This is a genomic window from Paenibacillus radicis (ex Xue et al. 2023), assembly GCF_024722015.1.
Classification (GTDB): domain Bacteria; phylum Bacillota; class Bacilli; order Paenibacillales; family NBRC-103111; genus Paenibacillus_S.
In genome coordinates, this window is record NZ_JANQBD010000012.1 from 182,043 (window position 1) to 199,552 (window position 17,510).

Sequence of the window (17,510 nt, forward strand, 5' to 3'; positions counted from 1 at the left end):
GGAAAATCATCAGCTTTCCTTATTCAATCGATAAATCCAGCTACGGCTGCCCAAATAATTAAGCACTACCGTGGTGCATATCACTGCGATCTTGGCTGCAAGCACAGGTACCAGCTTAGCTAATAACATCACAGCAATCGTGGAAAATCCCAGCAGAAACCCATTTAACATAAGAAATCGAAAGATGAGAGCGGGCTGCGAGGACTGTATACTCCCAAAGGTCCAGCGTCCATTCCAATAATAGCTGTTCAGCATTCCCGCTCCATAAGCTATCAATTGGGCCCCGACTGCCGGTAAACCAAGCCATGTTGCTGCCACAAATACAGAGAAATCAACCGCCGTATTGCATAAACCAATGATATTAAACTTTACAAATTGTATAATCCTTTGCTCCAGCTCAAACGAGAATTTCATAGCGTTCCTCTTCTGCCGGTGCAGACTGCTGCTTCTGATAGCCCGTTTTCTCCTGAATGATGTACAAGGGGCGGCCCTTGGATTCATCATAAATGCGCCCGATATATTCTCCGATAATTCCTAAGATGACCAGCATGATCCCGTTAAAAAACAAATTAATCGCTACAATAGATGACCAGCCGGTAATGGTCGAATTCGTCAGCAGCTTCTGATACACAACGATCAGGAAATACAGAAAGCTGATACCAGACAAGCTGAATCCCAAATAGGTCGCTAATCTCAACGGCTTATAGGAAAATGATCCGATGGCGTCCATGGCAAACTGTATCATTTTGCGAAGCGGATATTTGGTTTCCCCTGCCCAGCGTTCTTCCCGGTCATACTCTACTGCTGTTTGCCGGAAACCCACCCAGCTGATCAGACCGCGGACATATCTGTTTTTCTCTGTAAGCGTCTTCATCACATCGCATACCTTACGGTCAATCAGTCGGAAATCACCCGTATCAACAGGGATTTCAAAGCTGGTCATCGTTTTTAGGAACCGATAGAATACATGCGCTGTCCATTTTTTAAAGATGGATTCCCCCCTTCGCGTCAACCTTTTGCCATAGATTACCTCGTAGCCCTCCTTCCATTTGCTTATCATCTCCAGAATGACCTCCGGAGGGTCCTGCAGATCCGCATCAATAACAATAATCGCCTGTCCCTGCGCATGATCCATACCTGCTGAAATGGCAACCTGATGTCCGAAATTCCGGGCAAAGCTGAGCATCCTCACATTCGGGTCCACCAAACAAAGTGCTCTGACGATTTCCGTTGTCCGATCCCTGCTCCCATCGTTAACAAAGAGCAGCTCATATTCCTCATTAAGGGTGCCCAACACAATTTTGAGCCTGCGATACGTTTCTGCAATCACTTCCTGCTCATTAAACATAGGAACAATAACGGAATATTTAATATCATTTGCCATCGGAATCCCTCCTTTTAGTGAGTGTTCAAAAAGATAATGGTGGGCTTTATAATCAGAAAAATTGCCAACGCGGGAACCATTTCAACACATGCTCAGCATAGGTGCGATCCACAATAAGACCGGACAATACCGGATAAAAAATAATGAAAGCAACAGCCGTTAATGCTAAATAGGAATACAGCAGCTTGCTCTTGCTTGGGTTCGATTCCTTCATTTGTTTATAAAAATACGTAATGGCCAGTATGGAAAACGGCACCATAGGAAAATAGTGATAAAGGAATGTTGTCCTCGGAACAAGCATCCACGGGATATACTGGGAGAAAAAGGCGATCAAAATAAATCCAGCCGGCCAGGACCATTTTTGAATTGCTTTAAAGCTCAGCATAAGAACGGACAGAAAGCCGACCCACCATACCAATGGATTGCCTATGGCTGCTATGCTCGATATTTGCTCAGGCTGAATTTCCGCTGCTCCGTAATACCATACCGGACGGCTCATGGAAGGCCATTGCCACCAAGAGGAACTAAATGGATGCGTTGCCTTGAGGTTGCTGTGGTAATCGAGCATATGCTTTTGATACAAGACTACATCGGTCAATCCATGCCCGGGGCCCGGAACCATCATGAACGGCACGTATGCCAAGATATAGATGGTAAAAGGAACTATCACAAAAAATAAACAGCACCATGCCACGGTCATAATAGCCCGATGTGGAAATACGGTACGAATTTGCCGCCAATACTCCAGATTCTTTTTCAGCGGCTTATGCTTGACAGACAGCCAAATCCCTGCCGATTGGTACTCCCGATAGTGGAGAAACAGCCACAGAAAAAATAGGATAGCCGCACCTAAGCCTGCGTACAAGGCAATCCATTTGGAAGCCAACCCCAATCCGAAAAACAATCCGGACAAAGCGAGCGGTAACCGGGATCGTCTCCAATCTTCGGCAAATAAATGGATTCGAAAGAAACGGTACATGAAATAAAACATCATCATGATGAAAAGCACACCGTACACATCGATTGTCGCAATTCTGGACTGGACGAAATGCAATCCATCAACCGCCAAAAGAAAGCTTGCTACGAAGGCGTATTCGCTTTTGCCAAATAACCTTTTACCCAGTACATACATAGCCGGTATCATAAAAATCCCGAAAAGCGTACCGACAAACCGCCATCCGAATGGATTCATCCCGAACAGCCAGATACCAGACGAGATCAATAGTTTTCCTAGTGGAGGATGCGTCGATTCGTAGGGCTCGATTTGGTACAGATGCTCGTATGCAGTGCGTCCATGATATATTTCATCAAAGTACATGCCGTTCATAAATGTCGATCGGTATGCTGCTTTTGAGGGTTCATCAATGAGTAAAGGAAGTCCCTCCTCCGTAACGGGGTTGATATTCTCTCCTCTGATGGACTGAATGGGCAGCGGAGTCTCGTTCCCGGCTTCATAAACGGCAATCTCATACAAGGTGAATGACGGCTTCTCGACGGTTATTCTAATATACTGCCCGGATTGGTTAGCAGGCATCACTTGCCACATGAACACTTTGAACACATCACTCATCACCTTGAGAGGTGGGCTCCAGGTCTCTCCGTCATCGCTAATTTCATAAAGGAAACTGCCGTCCCCAATCCCCGAAAAACTGTTAATGCGTTCAATTTCCTTCTTTCCATCCAATTGAAATGTAATTTTCTCACCCGCCAAGGTTGCTTTCCATCCGGTCGACGGCGTTTGGAGCGAACCAAGGTTGTAAAAGGCAACAACCGAGTAAACAGCAACTAATCCTCCTAGCAATAGGATATCTTTGCGCCCCCATGCACATGGCTTTTCCGCTTTCGTAAAAGGGTGTGCTGGTGGAACCGAGCTGTTTTTCTTGGAGGTACTTGATGGGACAGCAAGCTCTGCAATTTGACGATTTATCACTACTTTCCAAACCACCATACACAAATAAATAAACAAAGCGGTATTTGCACATGAGACTGTTATCAAAACAACGTCATCTGCGGCCACGTGATAAGATTTCTGGAAGCTTTTCAGCAGGACGTGATCTACATTAATAAAATGAGTCAAGCTCAAGCCGGCAAAAATATGCAGCAGCCTCCGGTCACGTATGTATATAAATCCAGCTAATGCCAACAGCAGTGAATAAAATAAATATCTTTCATGCATTTTGGTAATGACCATAAAGGCCCCGGCAACCAGCATACACGCGATTGCCAAGAGCTGCGTTTCATCCCTTTTACTTTTAAAATATATATAAACAGCATAAGCAAATAGAGTAACTGTTAGCACAATCCCCCATGTTTGGTAGGACAAGAACAGCACATTGTCTGAAATTGGAGCAAAATTACCTCCGAGCAGGCTCATAAGATTATATGCGTTCAAACTGGCATAGGGATAGGAGGATAACGTACTGAAATATAAACTAAAGATCCAGAATGGGCCTTTGTGATATACAAATGGAGCTGCCAGAACAGCGAAGGTTAGCAGGCCTGAACCCAAGCTTTGCAAAAAAGTCCCTAAATGCTGCTTGCGGATTAAAACGCAAAGCAGTAGCGGAGCAAACAACAGCGCTTGTGGCTTTATCAGAACAGCTATCGCGTAACATACACTTGCTTTAGGCAGTTTGCCGCGAATAACATATTCAAAAACCAATAAAATCGATAGCATGAAAACAGAATCCACCTGTCCCCAAGCAGCGGAGTTTATAATTACCGCCGGATTAAACAAGTACAGGGCCGCAATCCCCAGAGCAGCCTGGGGGCCCAATCGAGATGAAGCCAACCGCCAAAGTAAATAAGCAGACAACATATCGGCCACAATGGCCGGAGTTTTCAGCAGCACCAGAAACAATAAGGAGTCGTAAGGCAAATTAAACAAGCTGCGAATGAATCCAATTCCATATAATACATAGATATATCCTGGCGGGTAATCAACGAACATATCTTGAGAATAAAATTGCCCGGGACCAACGGAAACTACCGATCCTGTCCATGCTTTAAAGGTGTTAATATCAATATCGTAACCATATACCCAGGAGGCGATGAGCAAACGAATAATCAGCCCCAAACCGATTATGGTCCAGCCTATCCATTTGATGCTGTCTGTATGATCTTGCTCGCAGATCAATTCCCTCCCTTTCAAATGACGGTATGTCAGGATGTACAAGCCTATAAAGAGCGCACAAATAATCCAAATTGAAATGTCCTACACCTCCGCATTAGACCGGATAATTCTGTACAGCATTTCGCATCAAAGCCTGGGAGGAAGTGCCCGGCAATTGCAGCCCGGGCACTTTACTGCTTATTCTAGTTCTGCGCCCCGATATCCGTTCCGCTTGGTAAACCGGATCCTTTCAAATCACTGCCAGTAACAAGCTTCAGGAAATTGCCAAGGTTCGGAGAACCGTCGGCATTACGGGTTAAGGTAGGCGTCAGACTGACAAAGTCAGCATCGCTTGCAACTAAACCTTTGCCATTCGTGCTTGCATTGCTTTTCCACCATACATTCGTGCTTTGAATATCGGTACCACTCGTTTTATCGCTGGAAGCCCCTTTGTAGGACAAGTTGTTAGTGAACTGGTGAGTGCCTGTATCAAAGGCAAAATTGCTTTGACCGTTGCTGTAGGATGTATTATTTTTCAAAGTAATGGAGCCCGGATTGCTGTTGAAAGTAAAGCCGTGCTTTTTGTTTTGGTATGCAACCGAATTGATAACGATATGGTTGACCGAAATTTTCTCTCCACCCAGCTTATAGCCGTTGCCATCGCTGTTGCTGGTTGTACTGCCAGATGAAGTCTGTCCGTTGTGATGTGCGACGCTGTTCTTAATCGTCACTGGACCGATAGGACCTGTATCCGATTTCGTGTAAAGATCCCATCCATCATCGGTATTGTATGCGGAAATACATCCATCAAATACATTCCCGGTTCCTACCGTAAGCTTTGCTGCGAAACCATCCGCATCCTCCCCGTTATCCGGGTCGTAATTATCGTGCGAATACGTATTAATGATCTCGTTGTTGGAAGGCCATTCACTGGTTGTAGCCGTAGAAGCATATCTTCCGAGCTGAAGTCCTGTATCTCTGTTGTGATGGACATCTACGTTTTCTATACGATTATTGCTTCCTGCTACATAAATGCCATTGTCAGCGGATCCTTTTACTTCGAGCCCTTTGATAAGCCAGTAATTGCCGTTAATTTGCAGACCTCTAGCGTTGAGCGAGACATCCGATGCATTGTAAGGCTGAGACGAGAAATCCAATATTGGTTTCTCAGAGCCATAAGCAGCAATTTGTTTCCTGGCGCTTGCTGTGCCGCTGTTAGTGCGTTCAATTGTGATCTGGTTGGAGTAAGAATAGGTGCCTCCACGCAAATAAATTGTTTCACCTGGTGCAACTTTTGTAATTGCAGATGTCAATGTTGTCGGGCTGCTGGCGGTACCCGGATTGCTGTCCAATCCGTTCGGAGCTACATAAATGCTGCCTGGAGCTGGTGTCGGTGTTGGTGTTGGTGTTGGTGTCGGTGTTGGTGTCGGTGTCGGTGTTGGTGTCGGTGTTGGTGTTGGGGTAGGAGTCGGTGTAGAGCTTGCGCTGTCTGAAATAATCACATTATCGAACTTGGCAACCGTTTTGAAAGCAACCAGCCCAACTGCTCCGGAGGTTAAGCTGGTGTCCGTTGCGGTAAGCTGTAAAGTTCCGTTAACGTACATTTTGATGGTTGAACCAGCCATCTCCAGCTTTACTGTGTACCAAGTTCCGGTTGTCAGACCGAAGTTGCTTTTGCTTGCCAATGTAGTCGTGGAGCCAGCCACCTTTTTTCTGATCTCCAAGGTACCTCCGCTGCTGTTATATAAGGAGGCTGCATAAAAGTTATTGCCATCCTGATACCTGCCTGCCACGTAAGTACGGTTGGAGCCGTTAAAATTATCGACCTTTACCATTGCTTCAACACTGTAATCGGTCCAGGACTGGCTTCCAGCTGAAGTACGCCCTTCGTTTGTGCTGGATTGGGAGTAAACATAGTTGCTTCCTTCCTGTGCAATGGACCATGTACCGCTAGTGGAAGTCCATCCCGTTGAATTGCCGTCATCAAAATTGTCGCTAAACAGTGTGGCTGCACGGACAGGTACGATCATCAACATGGCAGCAATTAGCGAAAAACTCAAAACCATTGCAAGTTTCTTTACTTTGCTTGTTTTGTTCATACTTCATTTGTTCCTCCTCAAAAGTTAAAATGAGTGATCCGAATAAACAGGTAAGTCAGATTCAGTTGAAATGTTCCTGCGAACCTCACTGAATATTATCCCCTCCTTAAAGCATCAAATGATCCAACCATTTTTGTGACCGCTTACAAAGCAATAAACCATAAACGCCTTGGACATAAATTGAAATGTTTTCTTTAAAAGGTAAAAATGTCCAATTAGTTCATTTCCATGTTACCTTCATTTTTCAATTACAATCAATACGCTGGATTTAACTTCTTATACAAGCAGATATAAAAGCCTTATATTACAAGGGTTTGAGCCCTATACAAACCGTTTTAGAATAAGAAAAGCTTCTTTTCGAAGCCCTCTCGATGAAGATACATTCGTGTCTAAGCGGTGGCTTTTATGTGCAAACGCATACGTGTGCGCGTGGGGAGGGAATCCGAAAAGAAATAAGGTGCGCTATTTCATTGTTTTAACGTTATTGTTCAAGTGAAACGGAACTAGGATCTCTTATTTGTTGGTTAATATGGATTTTCCGACTATTAAAGTCGGAATAACGCATCATAGTTCCGCAACTTCATGAAATGGGATGGGTTTTCAAACAATAGAGCATCGACGTTCCGTTAGTCATCGGAATTCTTGTTAGATGGAACCAAGACATGGCATATGATGGATGAAAATGCTCATAATACCCCCACCGCCACAAGAGAAAGACTTCCCCTAGACTGTATATAGAATCGGCTATCCGTATCGGATCGAAGACCCGTAGGCTCATCGAAATCAATTTGCTTCCATACGTTCGAGTCCATACCTCTACCTTACCCAACCAAAATTGAAATAAGGGGTAAGCTTCGCTCACCCCAAAACATATAAACTCTGGCGAAAAAGGGGATGTCCCAAATCATGTACAAAAACGCCTCCAAACCCACTATGTAAGTGGGGATGGAAGCGTTTGTTTGTAAGAAAATTCCCATTAGAGGGGGATTCGCAATTCCAGAAATGACTTTTGGGACAGCCCCTACAAGCTACTTCGAATCTTCCGATCAAACAACCTGTTTTTTTCGAAAAAAGGTAGGAGTCATTTTCATTTCTTTGGAAAAAATACGTGTAAAATAATGAATCGTTTTAAAACCGGCTATTTCAGCAATTAATTTTACAGGCAGATTGGTTGTAACCAGCAGCTCTATCGCTTTTTCAAGCCGGGTTTTACGAATAAAATTGGAGAAGCTTTGTCCCCTTTCTTCGAAAAATAGCCGACTTAAATGCCGGGGCGATAAATGGACATAATTGGCTACATCGTTCAAACTTAAATTGGATGCCATATTATCTCCGATATAGGTCATCGCTTGAGCTAATGTATTGTCCCTCAAACGCCTTATCTTTCTTTTCACCGGCACTATTTTCTGCTGTTTAAAGTTGTCCGGAATAGATAAGATAAAGTGGTAAGCCAAGTCGCGGATAAAATTATCCTTGTCACCTTTTGTATTTAGCGCCGCTTGATGCAGCAATGTTTTCCACATTAATACGGTTAATGTCTCATGAGAGTCATAACAAATCACTTTATCAGAGCTCTCTAATTCCTGATATTTAGCATTCAATTCCGCAGAAGATGACGCCGGCTTTATCTCAAAGCCTATAAATAACACAAATAATCCGTTCTCACTTATTATTTGATGCATGATCCCCGGTCGGGAGCAAAACAACGTTCCGCTTTTTAACCCATGCTGTACATTCCCCTCCGCATAAACACCTTCGCCAGCGATTACATAAAAGATTTCATAAAACGTATGTTTATGGGGTTTGTTGCTGAAATGCAGCTCGTTACCCGCCCAATAATGTACCTCGAATGTACCCAGCTCGCCTTTGACCTCATTGGTAATTGCTATTAACAAATGGTTTGATTCCAATAAACTATGGGCATCCATTTGCCTCACCTCATCATTATTTATAAGGCTTAAGACCATACAAGAGCCGAATTCAATCCTCAGCCAATTTACCAGTATAGTTGTATTTTCTGAACAGTGGATTAATTCCGCTCAACATAAGTCCCTGTCCCCAATTTACATGAGTATCTTTGGTCGGCATATCTTCGGGATCACGAACCTGGACTAGAATATTTCTTCGAGTCCGTTCACTGCGATTAATAGGGGAGCCATGGATCGTTAAATAGTTAAAGAATAGCACATCGCCTGCTTCAGCTAAGCAAGGAATCCCGCTATGTATCGGATATTCCTGGTGATTTAAATAATAGCTTCCGACATGCGGAAGAGGGCCGGATTTATGGGAGCCAGGTATGACATGCACACATCCGTTCTCCTCGTTCGTTGGATCCAAATGGATGCTTGCCAGCATCATCGTATGCTTCTCATGCGGGAAATACGGATAATCCTGATGCATCGGGAAGGCAGCGCCTTTCTCCGGCGGCTTTACCATCATCTTGGTATGGTGGAGCTGCACATTATCACCGATCAGCTTGGTAAATACATGCACAAGATTCGGATGTGTTATCATCCGGGTAAATTGGGCGTCATGGTACTGCACATCATGGAAGCCCTTCAGTACCAGCTTCTTCAATTCCTCCGGCGGTAAATAGTCCCCCTGCCAAGCATGGCTCCGGTCATATTTGGAGGCAGCGGCCCGCTTCAAGAAGGTGTCCACCGAATTCCTAAGCGTTTCGACTTCTGAAGTGTTGTACACTCCTTTCACCAGCAGGTAACCGTTCTCATGATAAAATTCCACCTGTTCCGCAGTAATCATGCGATCCCTCTTTCCCTTATGGATTTTAAGTTGTATAACGTTATCCTTTCACCGCTCCTATCATAACTCCTTTAGTAAAGTACTTCTGTAAGAACGGGTACACGGCAATGATCGGACCTGTTGCCACAACAATGGTGCAATATTTAATAATTTCGCTGACAGCCTCTTTATCACTTCCACCCGATCCTGTAATCATACTATCCGTGCTGCTGTTTACGAGAATTTCACGTAAAAATAGCTGCAGCGGGTACATATCTCTTTTCTGCAAGTAAATCATAGCGCTGAACCAAGAATTCCAATGAGCCACAGCATAGAACAAAACCATGACTGAAAATACAGCCTTAGAAAGCGGCAATACAATTCGAAACAATATGGTAAAATCATTGGCGCCGTCAATTCTCGCAGACTCTTCCAAACTAACCGGGATAGCCGCAAAAGACGTTCTCATAATAATCAAGTTATAAGTATTGATAGCTCCCGGTATTAGAAGAGCCCACATCGTATTAAACATGCCAAGATTTTTTACCAGTAAATAGTTAGGGATCAAGCCTCCGCTAAAAAACATAGTAAATACGATAATCATCATCATCGGATCTCTAAGCATGACACCTTTTCTGGACAATACATAGGCACCCAGGCAGGTCATGAAAAGATTGATGCTGGTTCCTACCACCACATAAACAATCGTATTGGTATAGCCGGTTATAATATTGGGATTTTTAAACACATTGATGTAGCCGTCCACATTAAATCCAAGTGGTGACAACAGCAGCCCGGAGTGGCTTGCTAATTGAGACGGATTGCTTAAGGATGCAAAAACAACATATAGAAACGGGTACAGAGTAACTAGAGTCAGAAACAACAAAAAGCATACATTAAATACCCCAAAAATGTTTTCACCCATATTTCTTTTTTGATTCATTATTGTCCACTCCTTACCAAAGGCTTGTCTCGTTGACCTTCTTACTGAATTGATTTGTAGCTACCAAGAGCACAAAATTGATAACCGAGTTAAACAACCCTACGGCTGCACTAAAGCTGTAATTCGCTTCAAGAATACCCTTTCTATAAACATAGGTTGAAATGACATCTGAGGTTTCATAAGTAATCGGATTATACAAGAGAAAAATCTTATCAAACCCGACATTCATCATGCTCCCCATTTTCAAAATAAAAAGGATGATAATGGTTGGCATGATCCCGGGCAGCGTAACATGCAGCATTTGCTTGAATCGTCCCGCCCCGTCGATCGTTGCAGCTTCGTACAGGTCCTGATCTATTCCAGCTAACGCAGCCAAATAGATAATAGAGCCCCAGCCTAGCTCCTGCCATATATTGGAGCCAACATAAATAGATCTGAATAATTCAGGTTTAAGCAGCATCGTGACTCTTTCCATGCCCATGAAAGCTAACAAATCATTAATGATGCCGTTTCTTGAAGTGAAATCTACAATCAAGCCGCATAATACCATGACTGAGATAAAATGCGGAAGATACGTTACGGATTGTACAAATCTTTTAAATATTTGTTTTCGCACCTCATTTAGTAAAAGCGCTAATATAATGGGTGCCGGAAAGCCAAATATAATGTTATATAAACTGAGCAGCAATGTGTTACGAAATATTCTTACGAAATATACGTCCTTAAAAAAATCGCTAAAATTTTGAAAGCCTACCCACGGGCTCCCGGATATTCCTTTAATAGCGGAAAAATCTTTAAATGCAATCGAGGCGCCATACATGGGCCCGTAGTCGAAGATTAAGTAGTAAGCAATCACGGGCAATGCCATGAAATAAATAATTTTGTTTTTGGATAAATCCCGCAGCAGTCTGATGATAAAACTGTCTTTTCTCCTCACAGATACTCTTCCGTAAAGCATCTGTTCGCCAGTCTTTACTTCCCCCATCTGCATTCTCCTTTTTAATCAGCCTAAATAACCTATTGTATTTCTACTTAAACAAGGACACCATACGGGGATGAACGGTCACCCCGTATGGTTATGGTCAGACAGCAAATATTTTATTTTCGGGCTATATATCTGTCATATGCGGCCTGTTGAATTTTTATTGCATCTTCTATTCCCATACCCTTTAATGACTTCATGTAATTATCAAACTCACTGAGTGGCGTCTGACCCATAACGAACTTAAGGAACTGCTCATCCCTGTAGGTGTTGACTGTAGACAGGATGGATGCTATTTTGGTTGATTCCTCAACCGTTGGCGTTACTCCAGGAGGCATTGTTCTGTCGTATGAACCTGCTTTCCATAAGCCAATAATTTGCTGCTGCTCAGGCAATGCCATACGTTGATGCCATATCTCAGGTGTCATTACGAAGGCTAAGCCGCCAGATCCTCTGGAATATTGCGATAATGCCTCATCAATAGACAAGCCCTTCGGATTATTCGTGATTTCAGGGAGTAATTGAGGCGAGCCATTCACCATTTTGTAGCTCTGTCCCTCGATACCAAATGTATTGAGCAGCGATCCTTCAGGACTATAGCCATAGTCCAACCACATAGCAGCTTCTTTAGCGTATTTGCTTTTAGCGGATATGGCCACCCCGCCGCCGCTGGCAATCTTGATTTCATCTACATTGAAATTATAAGATTTCGTTCCTTTGACATAAGGCGGAACCGTTCCCAATAATTTCACAGTGGGATCTTTGGCTTTCATCAGCTGAACAAATCTTCCGAATGTTCCAGATGTGGATCCCGTCCAAGAGCCTGCACGGTTCCCCATTACTTTGGCATCAAATTGCTTGCCGTCCGTTAATGCAAAATCCGGATCAATCAAGCCTTCTTTATACCACTTGGCTAACGTCGTAAGCGCTTCCTTATATTCAGGCGTATAAGGTCCAAATTTAACTGTACCGGAATCATGATAGAAACCATAATTGATCCCCCATGCCCTTACCCAGTTCTGCAGGTCTCCCGCTCCTTTAGGTGCGAGAGGTATCTCGTCATTTTTCCCGCTGCCGCTAGGATTTTTAGTTTTAAAAGCTTTTAACACTTCATACCAATCTTCAATTGTTTCCGGTGATTTTAAGCTTAATTTCTCCAGCCAATCCTGTCTTATCTGCCATCCGAATGTCTGGAAAGCCGGGTTAGGATTTGGGTTTACCTTCGCAAACTGATCCGGTGATTGTGCCTCGGGATACACATAGATCGTACCATCGTCTGTACGCATTTGTTTATTAGCTCTGGGATCGGAATTCATAAATTTTTTGAGATTGGGCGAGTATTTATCCACCAGCTCATTAAGCGGCATAATTACGCCATCCTTGATAGCTTTGTTAGGACCGCCGTTATAATCGCCTATCCAATTATAGTAAATAAGATCCGGTATATCGCCTGACGCAATCATCAGATTGAACTGCTCTTTGACAGCTGCCGCATCCATAGATGCGGGATGAATGAAATCAATATGTATGCCCGTTCTTTTTTCCAACTCTTTAAACACGGCTATTTCATTATAATTTTTCATTGTTGCCGCTACTTTGGCATCCATCGCCACAAACATTCTTAAAGTAATGGGTTTACTGACTATCGGTAGTGGAACTGTACTGATACTTGCATCATCACTTTTCTGTGTCGAGCTCGTCGGCTGTGCAGTATTAGAGCTGCATCCCGAAAATACACTTGCAAGTAATGCAAAGGAAAGTGTAAAAGCTGAGGCCTTACGGAGTTTACCTTTCATTGATAGTTCCCCCTATAAATTATATTAGTTACCAGGCTATTACTGGGAATAGCTGATATCCATAGCTCCATCTTTGTTAACCTTCTTCTCGTATTTCGAGCTTTTGATAAGCTCATTCAGTTTCTTTTCATATTCATCTGCATCTATAGGCAGCCTGATGGTTTGATCGTTAAACGAAGAAAGCATAATCGCATTTGCAATGGTTAGCCCGTTGATCCCCTCTGGTCCATGCGCGATGAGTTCTCCACCTCCATTCTGGATAGCTGCAATGAACTTCTCCGTAACTAGTCTATGCCCGCTGGGAACGCTTACATCTACAGGGATTTCAGTGTACCAATTCTCAACATTACCCATCCTGCTTTGAGATTCTTTGATAAACCGAAGCATGGACTCCCGGGTTCTGTAAAAAACAATTTTATTATCTTCATAGATCAGTTTTCCGTACTCTCCTACAATCTCCATCCGGTTTGATCCAGGAGTTTCTGCAGTGGTTACTATAAAATGTCCAACCATTCCATTGTCATGCTCGAAGTATGCCGTCACTTCATCTTCGACTTCGATATCATGGTATTTTCCAATATGTGCGAATCCGTTGATGCGTGCCGGCACGCCAAATAACCATTGGTATAGATCCAGATTATGCGGGCATTGATTGGTCAGAATCCCTCCGCCTTCCCCAGCCCAAGTAGCACGCCAATCGCCGCTATCGAAGTAAAGCTGAGATCTGAACCATTTGGTATTAATCCAGGTGGCTCTTATTAATTTCCCGAGCTCTCCGCCATCGATGATGTCTTTAATCTTCTTATGAAAAGGCAGCGTCCTTTCTTGAAACATAATCCCAAAAATAAGGGTTGGATCTTTTTCCCTTGCCAACTCATAAGCAGCGATCGTTTTCTTGGCATCATTTACATGCACGGCAATAGGTTTTTCACAAAGAACATGAATCCCCCTATTGAAGGCATCAATGGATATAGGCGTATGATCGTAATGCGGCACTGCTATTAACACAGCCTCTATGCCTGATTTCTCAAAAAGCTCCGTATGGCTGTAATAAGCTTTAGTATTGTATACCGCTTCTGTGCTATCGGCATTTTCCTTGACAACATCACATACGCCTACGAGCTCTACGTTATCCATTTGAATCAAATATCTTAGATGACTGTTTCCCATCCCGCCTAATCCAACGACTCCCAGCTTCACTTTACTTAATGTACTCATACAATAGCCCTCCATTTAATTTGAACTGTAAGTGCAAAATGTACAAAACATGACGAAAGCGCATACATAAACAAGATTTACATACAAATTAGGAAGATAAAGGATAAATACCATTACACTGCTATTCTAAAATAGATTTAAAGATATATCATAGTTTTTTGTGATTAAAATATTGTTTTTTGTGCAGTTTCCATTCGTACTATAGATGATTCAGCACCTTTTTTTCACTTACATGGACAGTTAATCTAAAGATAGTTTAATTTATTTTTCACTTGGTTGTATTTATCAAAAACGGACATTAATTTGCACTTTGAAGCCATGTTTTAAAACCAGTATTTCATGAAGAGACAGGAGAGTTCAACCCGTGCTTGAATCTTTTAAATACGTTCAATATCAAAAAAATGCATCTATCTCCTGAAGAGATGGATGCAAATCAACCTTTTAGTATAGTCACTCACGAAATCATCAATTTAGTCCATATTATCATCAAAATATACAAGGAAATTGTAAATCCTATATACTACTCTATTATTACAAAGAATGTAAATTGGCACCTATTTTATTCTAAAGTGAGGTAATGCTGATGAACCTGGCTTATGAAAGTATAGACGAATGCATTCTCTATGAGCATAAACTTTATAATCCCAACCTGAACAACGTTAACTTTCATTTGCATGATGAGTTTGAAATTTATTTTTTAATATCAGGTGATGTGAACTATTTTGTTGAAAAGAGTATGTATCCTTTAAAGTATGGAGATTTAATGATCACAAATAATCAGGAAATTCATAAGCCGTCCTTTAAAAATGACAGGTTATATGAAAGAATAACGTTGCAGTTTGCACCCCATATCGTCCGCACTTATAATTCCCCACGGCTTGATCTCCTGAGCTGCTTTCTAAATAAACCAAAAGGCCAGCAGAACAAGATTTCTCTTAAACCAAGTCAGATCAAAGAATTGCTGCGTCTCTTTAATCAAATGGAACAGCTCAAAAACAATGCCGGATATGAAATTTTAAAGCTAAATTATCTCATCGAAGTACTAGTTTTGATCAATATTGTATTTATGGACAATAACCTCTCGGAAAACATCTCCACTATGCCGGAATTATTAATTTCATTATTGGACTATATTGACATGAATTTGGAAAACGACCTTACCCTAGAATCCCTCTCCAAAAAGTTCTATGTGGACCGGTTTTATATGGGACGAGTTTTCAAGAAATATATCGGCAGCAACATTCATGAATACATTCTTTTCAAAAGAATCTCCAAAGCAAAGGAAATTCTGTCTGAAGGCTACAGCGTCACAGATACTTGTGGAAAATGCGGATTTAATGACTATTCCAATTTCCTGAAAATGTTTAAACGAACCGTCGGGATCTCCCCTGGCAAATACAAGGGCAATTTGGGAAATATTATGTAAATTGATGAGCCGGATTGAAAGGCTTCCCCTGGGAAGCACGTGCATCCCAAGGAAAGTCGTTAGGATTTACAATTACACTTCTCTTAAATCATTCCGATCGACCAGCTCAATCTTCTCTCCGTCCGGACCTTTGAATACGGCAACGCGGCCCAAGCCGGTTCCCGCATTTTTAGGCGAACCCGGCTCGAAAACGACGCCCAGGCCAGACAGCTTCTCAACCATGGCGTCCACACTATCCACCCGCAGCGCGATATGGCCGATCGGATCGCCGGTTTGGGGTTCGGTTTTATGCAAAAATTCAAGAACATCATAGCCATGGTTCATATAAACCATCGTCAAATCTCTTGGAGGTTCCAAATAGTAGCGTTTCAGCGTGGCCATGCCCGTTTGTTCGGTATAGAACTTTTCGGCTCCCACCACATCGTTGCTCAGCAACGAAATATGGTCGAAGCTGAGAATATCGCTTGATACCTCTGGCTTGCGATAGGTTTCGTCGCGTTCGATCAACTCAATGCGCTCTCCATTCGGGCCACCTAAGAAAGCGAGTCGGCCATGCCCGGAGCCAGCCACTTTAGGAGCAACAAAGGGCGTATAGCCGGCCGTAATTATTTTCTCATAATCAGCATCCAGACTATTCGTCATAAAGGCCACGTGATCGAAGCCGTAATGCAAACGGGACGAAACATCACCCGGAGCCAGCAGCTCAATCATGCCCCCGGCCATTTGTACATAAATACATTTGGTGTTAGTGGAAGGAATCAAAGCTTCCCTCACAATTTGCGCTCCAAGAATACGAGTGTAAAAATCTACAGATTTCTCTGCATCCGTAACGAATGCTCCAACGTGGTTCAGTTCGTATATCATACAATAAACCTCTCCCCAATATAGATTTTTACTGTACTTAACATCAGTCTAACTTCTTCTACTCCTTCAGCTGATAGCTCACAAACGCCAGCTGCCTGCTGTCGGGCGACCAAGAATTCACGTTGATTGTGCCCTGTCCTCCGAACAGCTTAACCAGCGTACGAAATTCACCTCCAGCGCTTTGCATTAGCCGAATTTCGACGTTTTTGTTAGCAGGATGGTCGCCGGGAGCAACATCGCCCTTGCTATAAGAAATAAAGGCTACAGATTCACCATCCGGAGACACATGCGGGAACCAATTGTTGCTCTCATCAAAAGTCATCTGTATTGGCTCACTCCCATCGGCGTTCATCCGCCATACCTGCATTAAGCCTGTACGCACGGAATTGAACCAAATGTGCTTACCGTCCGGCGAGTATTCAGGACCGTCATCAAGACCCGGAGAATCCGTCAGCTGCGTTTCAACTCCCCCGGTTACCGCGATCGTGTAGATGTCGTACTGCCCGTTCCGCTCAGCGCAATAAGCCAATGTGCTGCCATCAGGTGACCAGCCGTGCAAGTAGCTAGGTGCAATGGGCGTTATCAGCACGGGATTGCCACCCGTTAGCGGGAATACATAGATGCGGGACAAGCCATCCTCCAGCGTGTTGTGGCTAACCGCGATGTGCGAATTATCGGGAGACAGCACATGGTCGTTGTTGCATCGCGTGACGTAGCCCGATTCGATAACCGTGCTTTCTCGTGTGTCGATGTCGAAGGAATAAATGCGCCCCATGCTGTTATAAATGAGCCGTTTGCTGTCACGCGTCCAGTTCGGCGCTTCGATCAAGTAGTCGAACTGGGCCAATGCCGTACGTTCACCGGTCTGCACATCCACTGTTTCAAGTATGCTGATCACGTTGCGGGTTGCGATCTTACGAGGTTCCTTTAAAGTATTCATTGTATCT

At 43.3% G+C, this 17,510-nt stretch carries 12 protein-coding genes and 2 pseudogenes; 1 reads left to right on the plus strand and 13 read right to left on the minus strand.

The genetic code is table 11. From position 1 onward, the window contains the following. Window positions 1–9 precede the first annotated feature (9 nt). From NV381_RS17610 to NV381_RS17660, 11 genes and pseudogenes are all read right to left on the minus strand, one after another. Complete coding sequence (locus NV381_RS17610; RefSeq protein WP_258214599.1) at window positions 10–414, minus strand: GtrA family protein; 405 nt, start codon at window positions 412–414, stop codon at window positions 10–12. Then, on the minus strand, window positions 398–1,384 hold the full coding sequence (locus tag NV381_RS17615; protein WP_258214600.1) for a glycosyltransferase family 2 protein: 987 nt from the start codon (window positions 1,382–1,384) through the stop codon (window positions 398–400). The genes NV381_RS17610 and NV381_RS17615 overlap by 17 nt, the downstream gene beginning before the upstream one ends. A gap of 52 nt (window positions 1,385–1,436) precedes the next feature. Next, a complete protein-coding gene (locus NV381_RS17620) occupies window positions 1,437–4,520 on the minus strand; it encodes a glycosyltransferase family 39 protein (protein WP_258214601.1) in 3,084 nt (1,027 codons plus the stop codon). 179 nt (window positions 4,521–4,699) lie between these two features. Further along, window positions 4,700–5,887: pseudogene (locus NV381_RS17625) on the minus strand (right-handed parallel beta-helix repeat-containing protein); the annotation flags it as partial. Window positions 5,888–5,998: 111 nt separating this feature from the next. After that, window positions 5,999–6,595 (minus strand): annotated as a pseudogene (locus NV381_RS17630) (LamG-like jellyroll fold domain-containing protein); the annotation flags it as partial. A 1,046-nt stretch (window positions 6,596–7,641) separates the two neighbouring features. Then, window positions 7,642–8,523: an AraC family transcriptional regulator gene (locus NV381_RS17635; RefSeq protein ID WP_258214602.1), complete on the minus strand. Its 882-nt coding sequence runs from the start codon at window positions 8,521–8,523 to the stop codon at window positions 7,642–7,644. 52 nt (window positions 8,524–8,575) lie between these two features. After that, window positions 8,576–9,355 carry a phytanoyl-CoA dioxygenase family protein gene (locus NV381_RS17640; RefSeq protein ID WP_258214603.1) on the minus strand — a complete coding sequence of 260 codons (780 nt, stop codon included), beginning with the start codon at window positions 9,353–9,355 and terminating at the stop codon, window positions 8,576–8,578. A gap of 40 nt (window positions 9,356–9,395) precedes the next feature. Then, the gene (locus tag NV381_RS17645; protein WP_258214604.1) at window positions 9,396–10,277 is read right to left on the minus strand and encodes a carbohydrate ABC transporter permease; all 882 of its coding nucleotides are present in this window, start codon (window positions 10,275–10,277) and stop codon (window positions 9,396–9,398) included. 13 nt (window positions 10,278–10,290) lie between these two features. Next, window positions 10,291–11,235: an ABC transporter permease gene (locus tag NV381_RS17650; protein WP_258214658.1), complete on the minus strand. Its 945-nt coding sequence runs from the start codon at window positions 11,233–11,235 to the stop codon at window positions 10,291–10,293. Between the two features lie 140 nt (window positions 11,236–11,375). Further along, on the minus strand, window positions 11,376–13,055 hold the full coding sequence (locus tag NV381_RS17655) for an extracellular solute-binding protein (protein WP_258214605.1): 1,680 nt from the start codon (window positions 13,053–13,055) through the stop codon (window positions 11,376–11,378). 39 nt (window positions 13,056–13,094) lie between these two features. After that, window positions 13,095–14,273 carry a Gfo/Idh/MocA family protein gene (locus NV381_RS17660; protein ID WP_258214606.1) on the minus strand — a complete coding sequence of 393 codons (1,179 nt, stop codon included), beginning with the start codon at window positions 14,271–14,273 and terminating at the stop codon, window positions 13,095–13,097. Window positions 14,274–14,856: 583 nt separating this feature from the next. On the opposite strand from NV381_RS17660, the gene NV381_RS17665 reads away from it, so the two are divergent. Beyond that, window positions 14,857–15,699 carry an AraC family transcriptional regulator gene (locus tag NV381_RS17665; RefSeq protein ID WP_258214607.1) on the plus strand — a complete coding sequence of 281 codons (843 nt, stop codon included), beginning with the start codon at window positions 14,857–14,859 and terminating at the stop codon, window positions 15,697–15,699. A gap of 72 nt (window positions 15,700–15,771) precedes the next feature. On the opposite strand, the gene NV381_RS17670 is transcribed toward NV381_RS17665, so the two are convergent. Together NV381_RS17670 and NV381_RS17675 are read right to left on the minus strand one after the other, a co-directional pair. Then, window positions 15,772–16,563: a VOC family protein gene (locus NV381_RS17670; RefSeq protein ID WP_258214608.1), complete on the minus strand. Its 792-nt coding sequence runs from the start codon at window positions 16,561–16,563 to the stop codon at window positions 15,772–15,774. A gap of 58 nt (window positions 16,564–16,621) precedes the next feature. Continuing rightward, on the minus strand, window positions 16,622–17,461 hold the full coding sequence (locus tag NV381_RS17675; RefSeq protein WP_258214609.1) for a TolB family protein: 840 nt from the start codon (window positions 17,459–17,461) through the stop codon (window positions 16,622–16,624). Between the last annotated feature and the right edge of the window lie 49 nt (window positions 17,462–17,510).

Coding starts and splice junctions, on each gene's coding strand:
- NV381_RS17610 (WP_258214599.1), bottom strand. CDS start 414: ATGAAATTCTCGTTTGAGCTGGAGCAAAGGATTATACAATTTGTAAAG.
- NV381_RS17615 (WP_258214600.1), bottom strand. CDS start 1,384: ATGGCAAATGATATTAAATATTCCGTTATTGTTCCTATGTTTAATGAG.
- NV381_RS17635 (WP_258214602.1), bottom strand. CDS start 8,523: ATGGATGCCCATAGTTTATTGGAATCAAACCATTTGTTAATAGCAATT.
- NV381_RS17640 (WP_258214603.1), bottom strand. CDS start 9,355: ATGATTACTGCGGAACAGGTGGAATTTTATCATGAGAACGGTTACCTG.
- NV381_RS17645 (WP_258214604.1), bottom strand. CDS start 10,277: ATGAATCAAAAAAGAAATATGGGTGAAAACATTTTTGGGGTATTTAAT.
- NV381_RS17650 (WP_258214658.1), bottom strand. CDS start 11,235: ATGCTTTACGGAAGAGTATCTGTGAGGAGAAAAGACAGTTTTATCATC.
- NV381_RS17655 (WP_258214605.1), bottom strand. CDS start 13,055: ATGAAAGGTAAACTCCGTAAGGCCTCAGCTTTTACACTTTCCTTTGCA.
- NV381_RS17660 (WP_258214606.1), bottom strand. CDS start 14,273: ATGAGTACATTAAGTAAAGTGAAGCTGGGAGTCGTTGGATTAGGCGGG.
- NV381_RS17665 (WP_258214607.1), top strand. CDS start 14,857: ATGAACCTGGCTTATGAAAGTATAGACGAATGCATTCTCTATGAGCAT.
- NV381_RS17670 (WP_258214608.1), bottom strand. CDS start 16,563: ATGATATACGAACTGAACCACGTTGGAGCATTCGTTACGGATGCAGAG.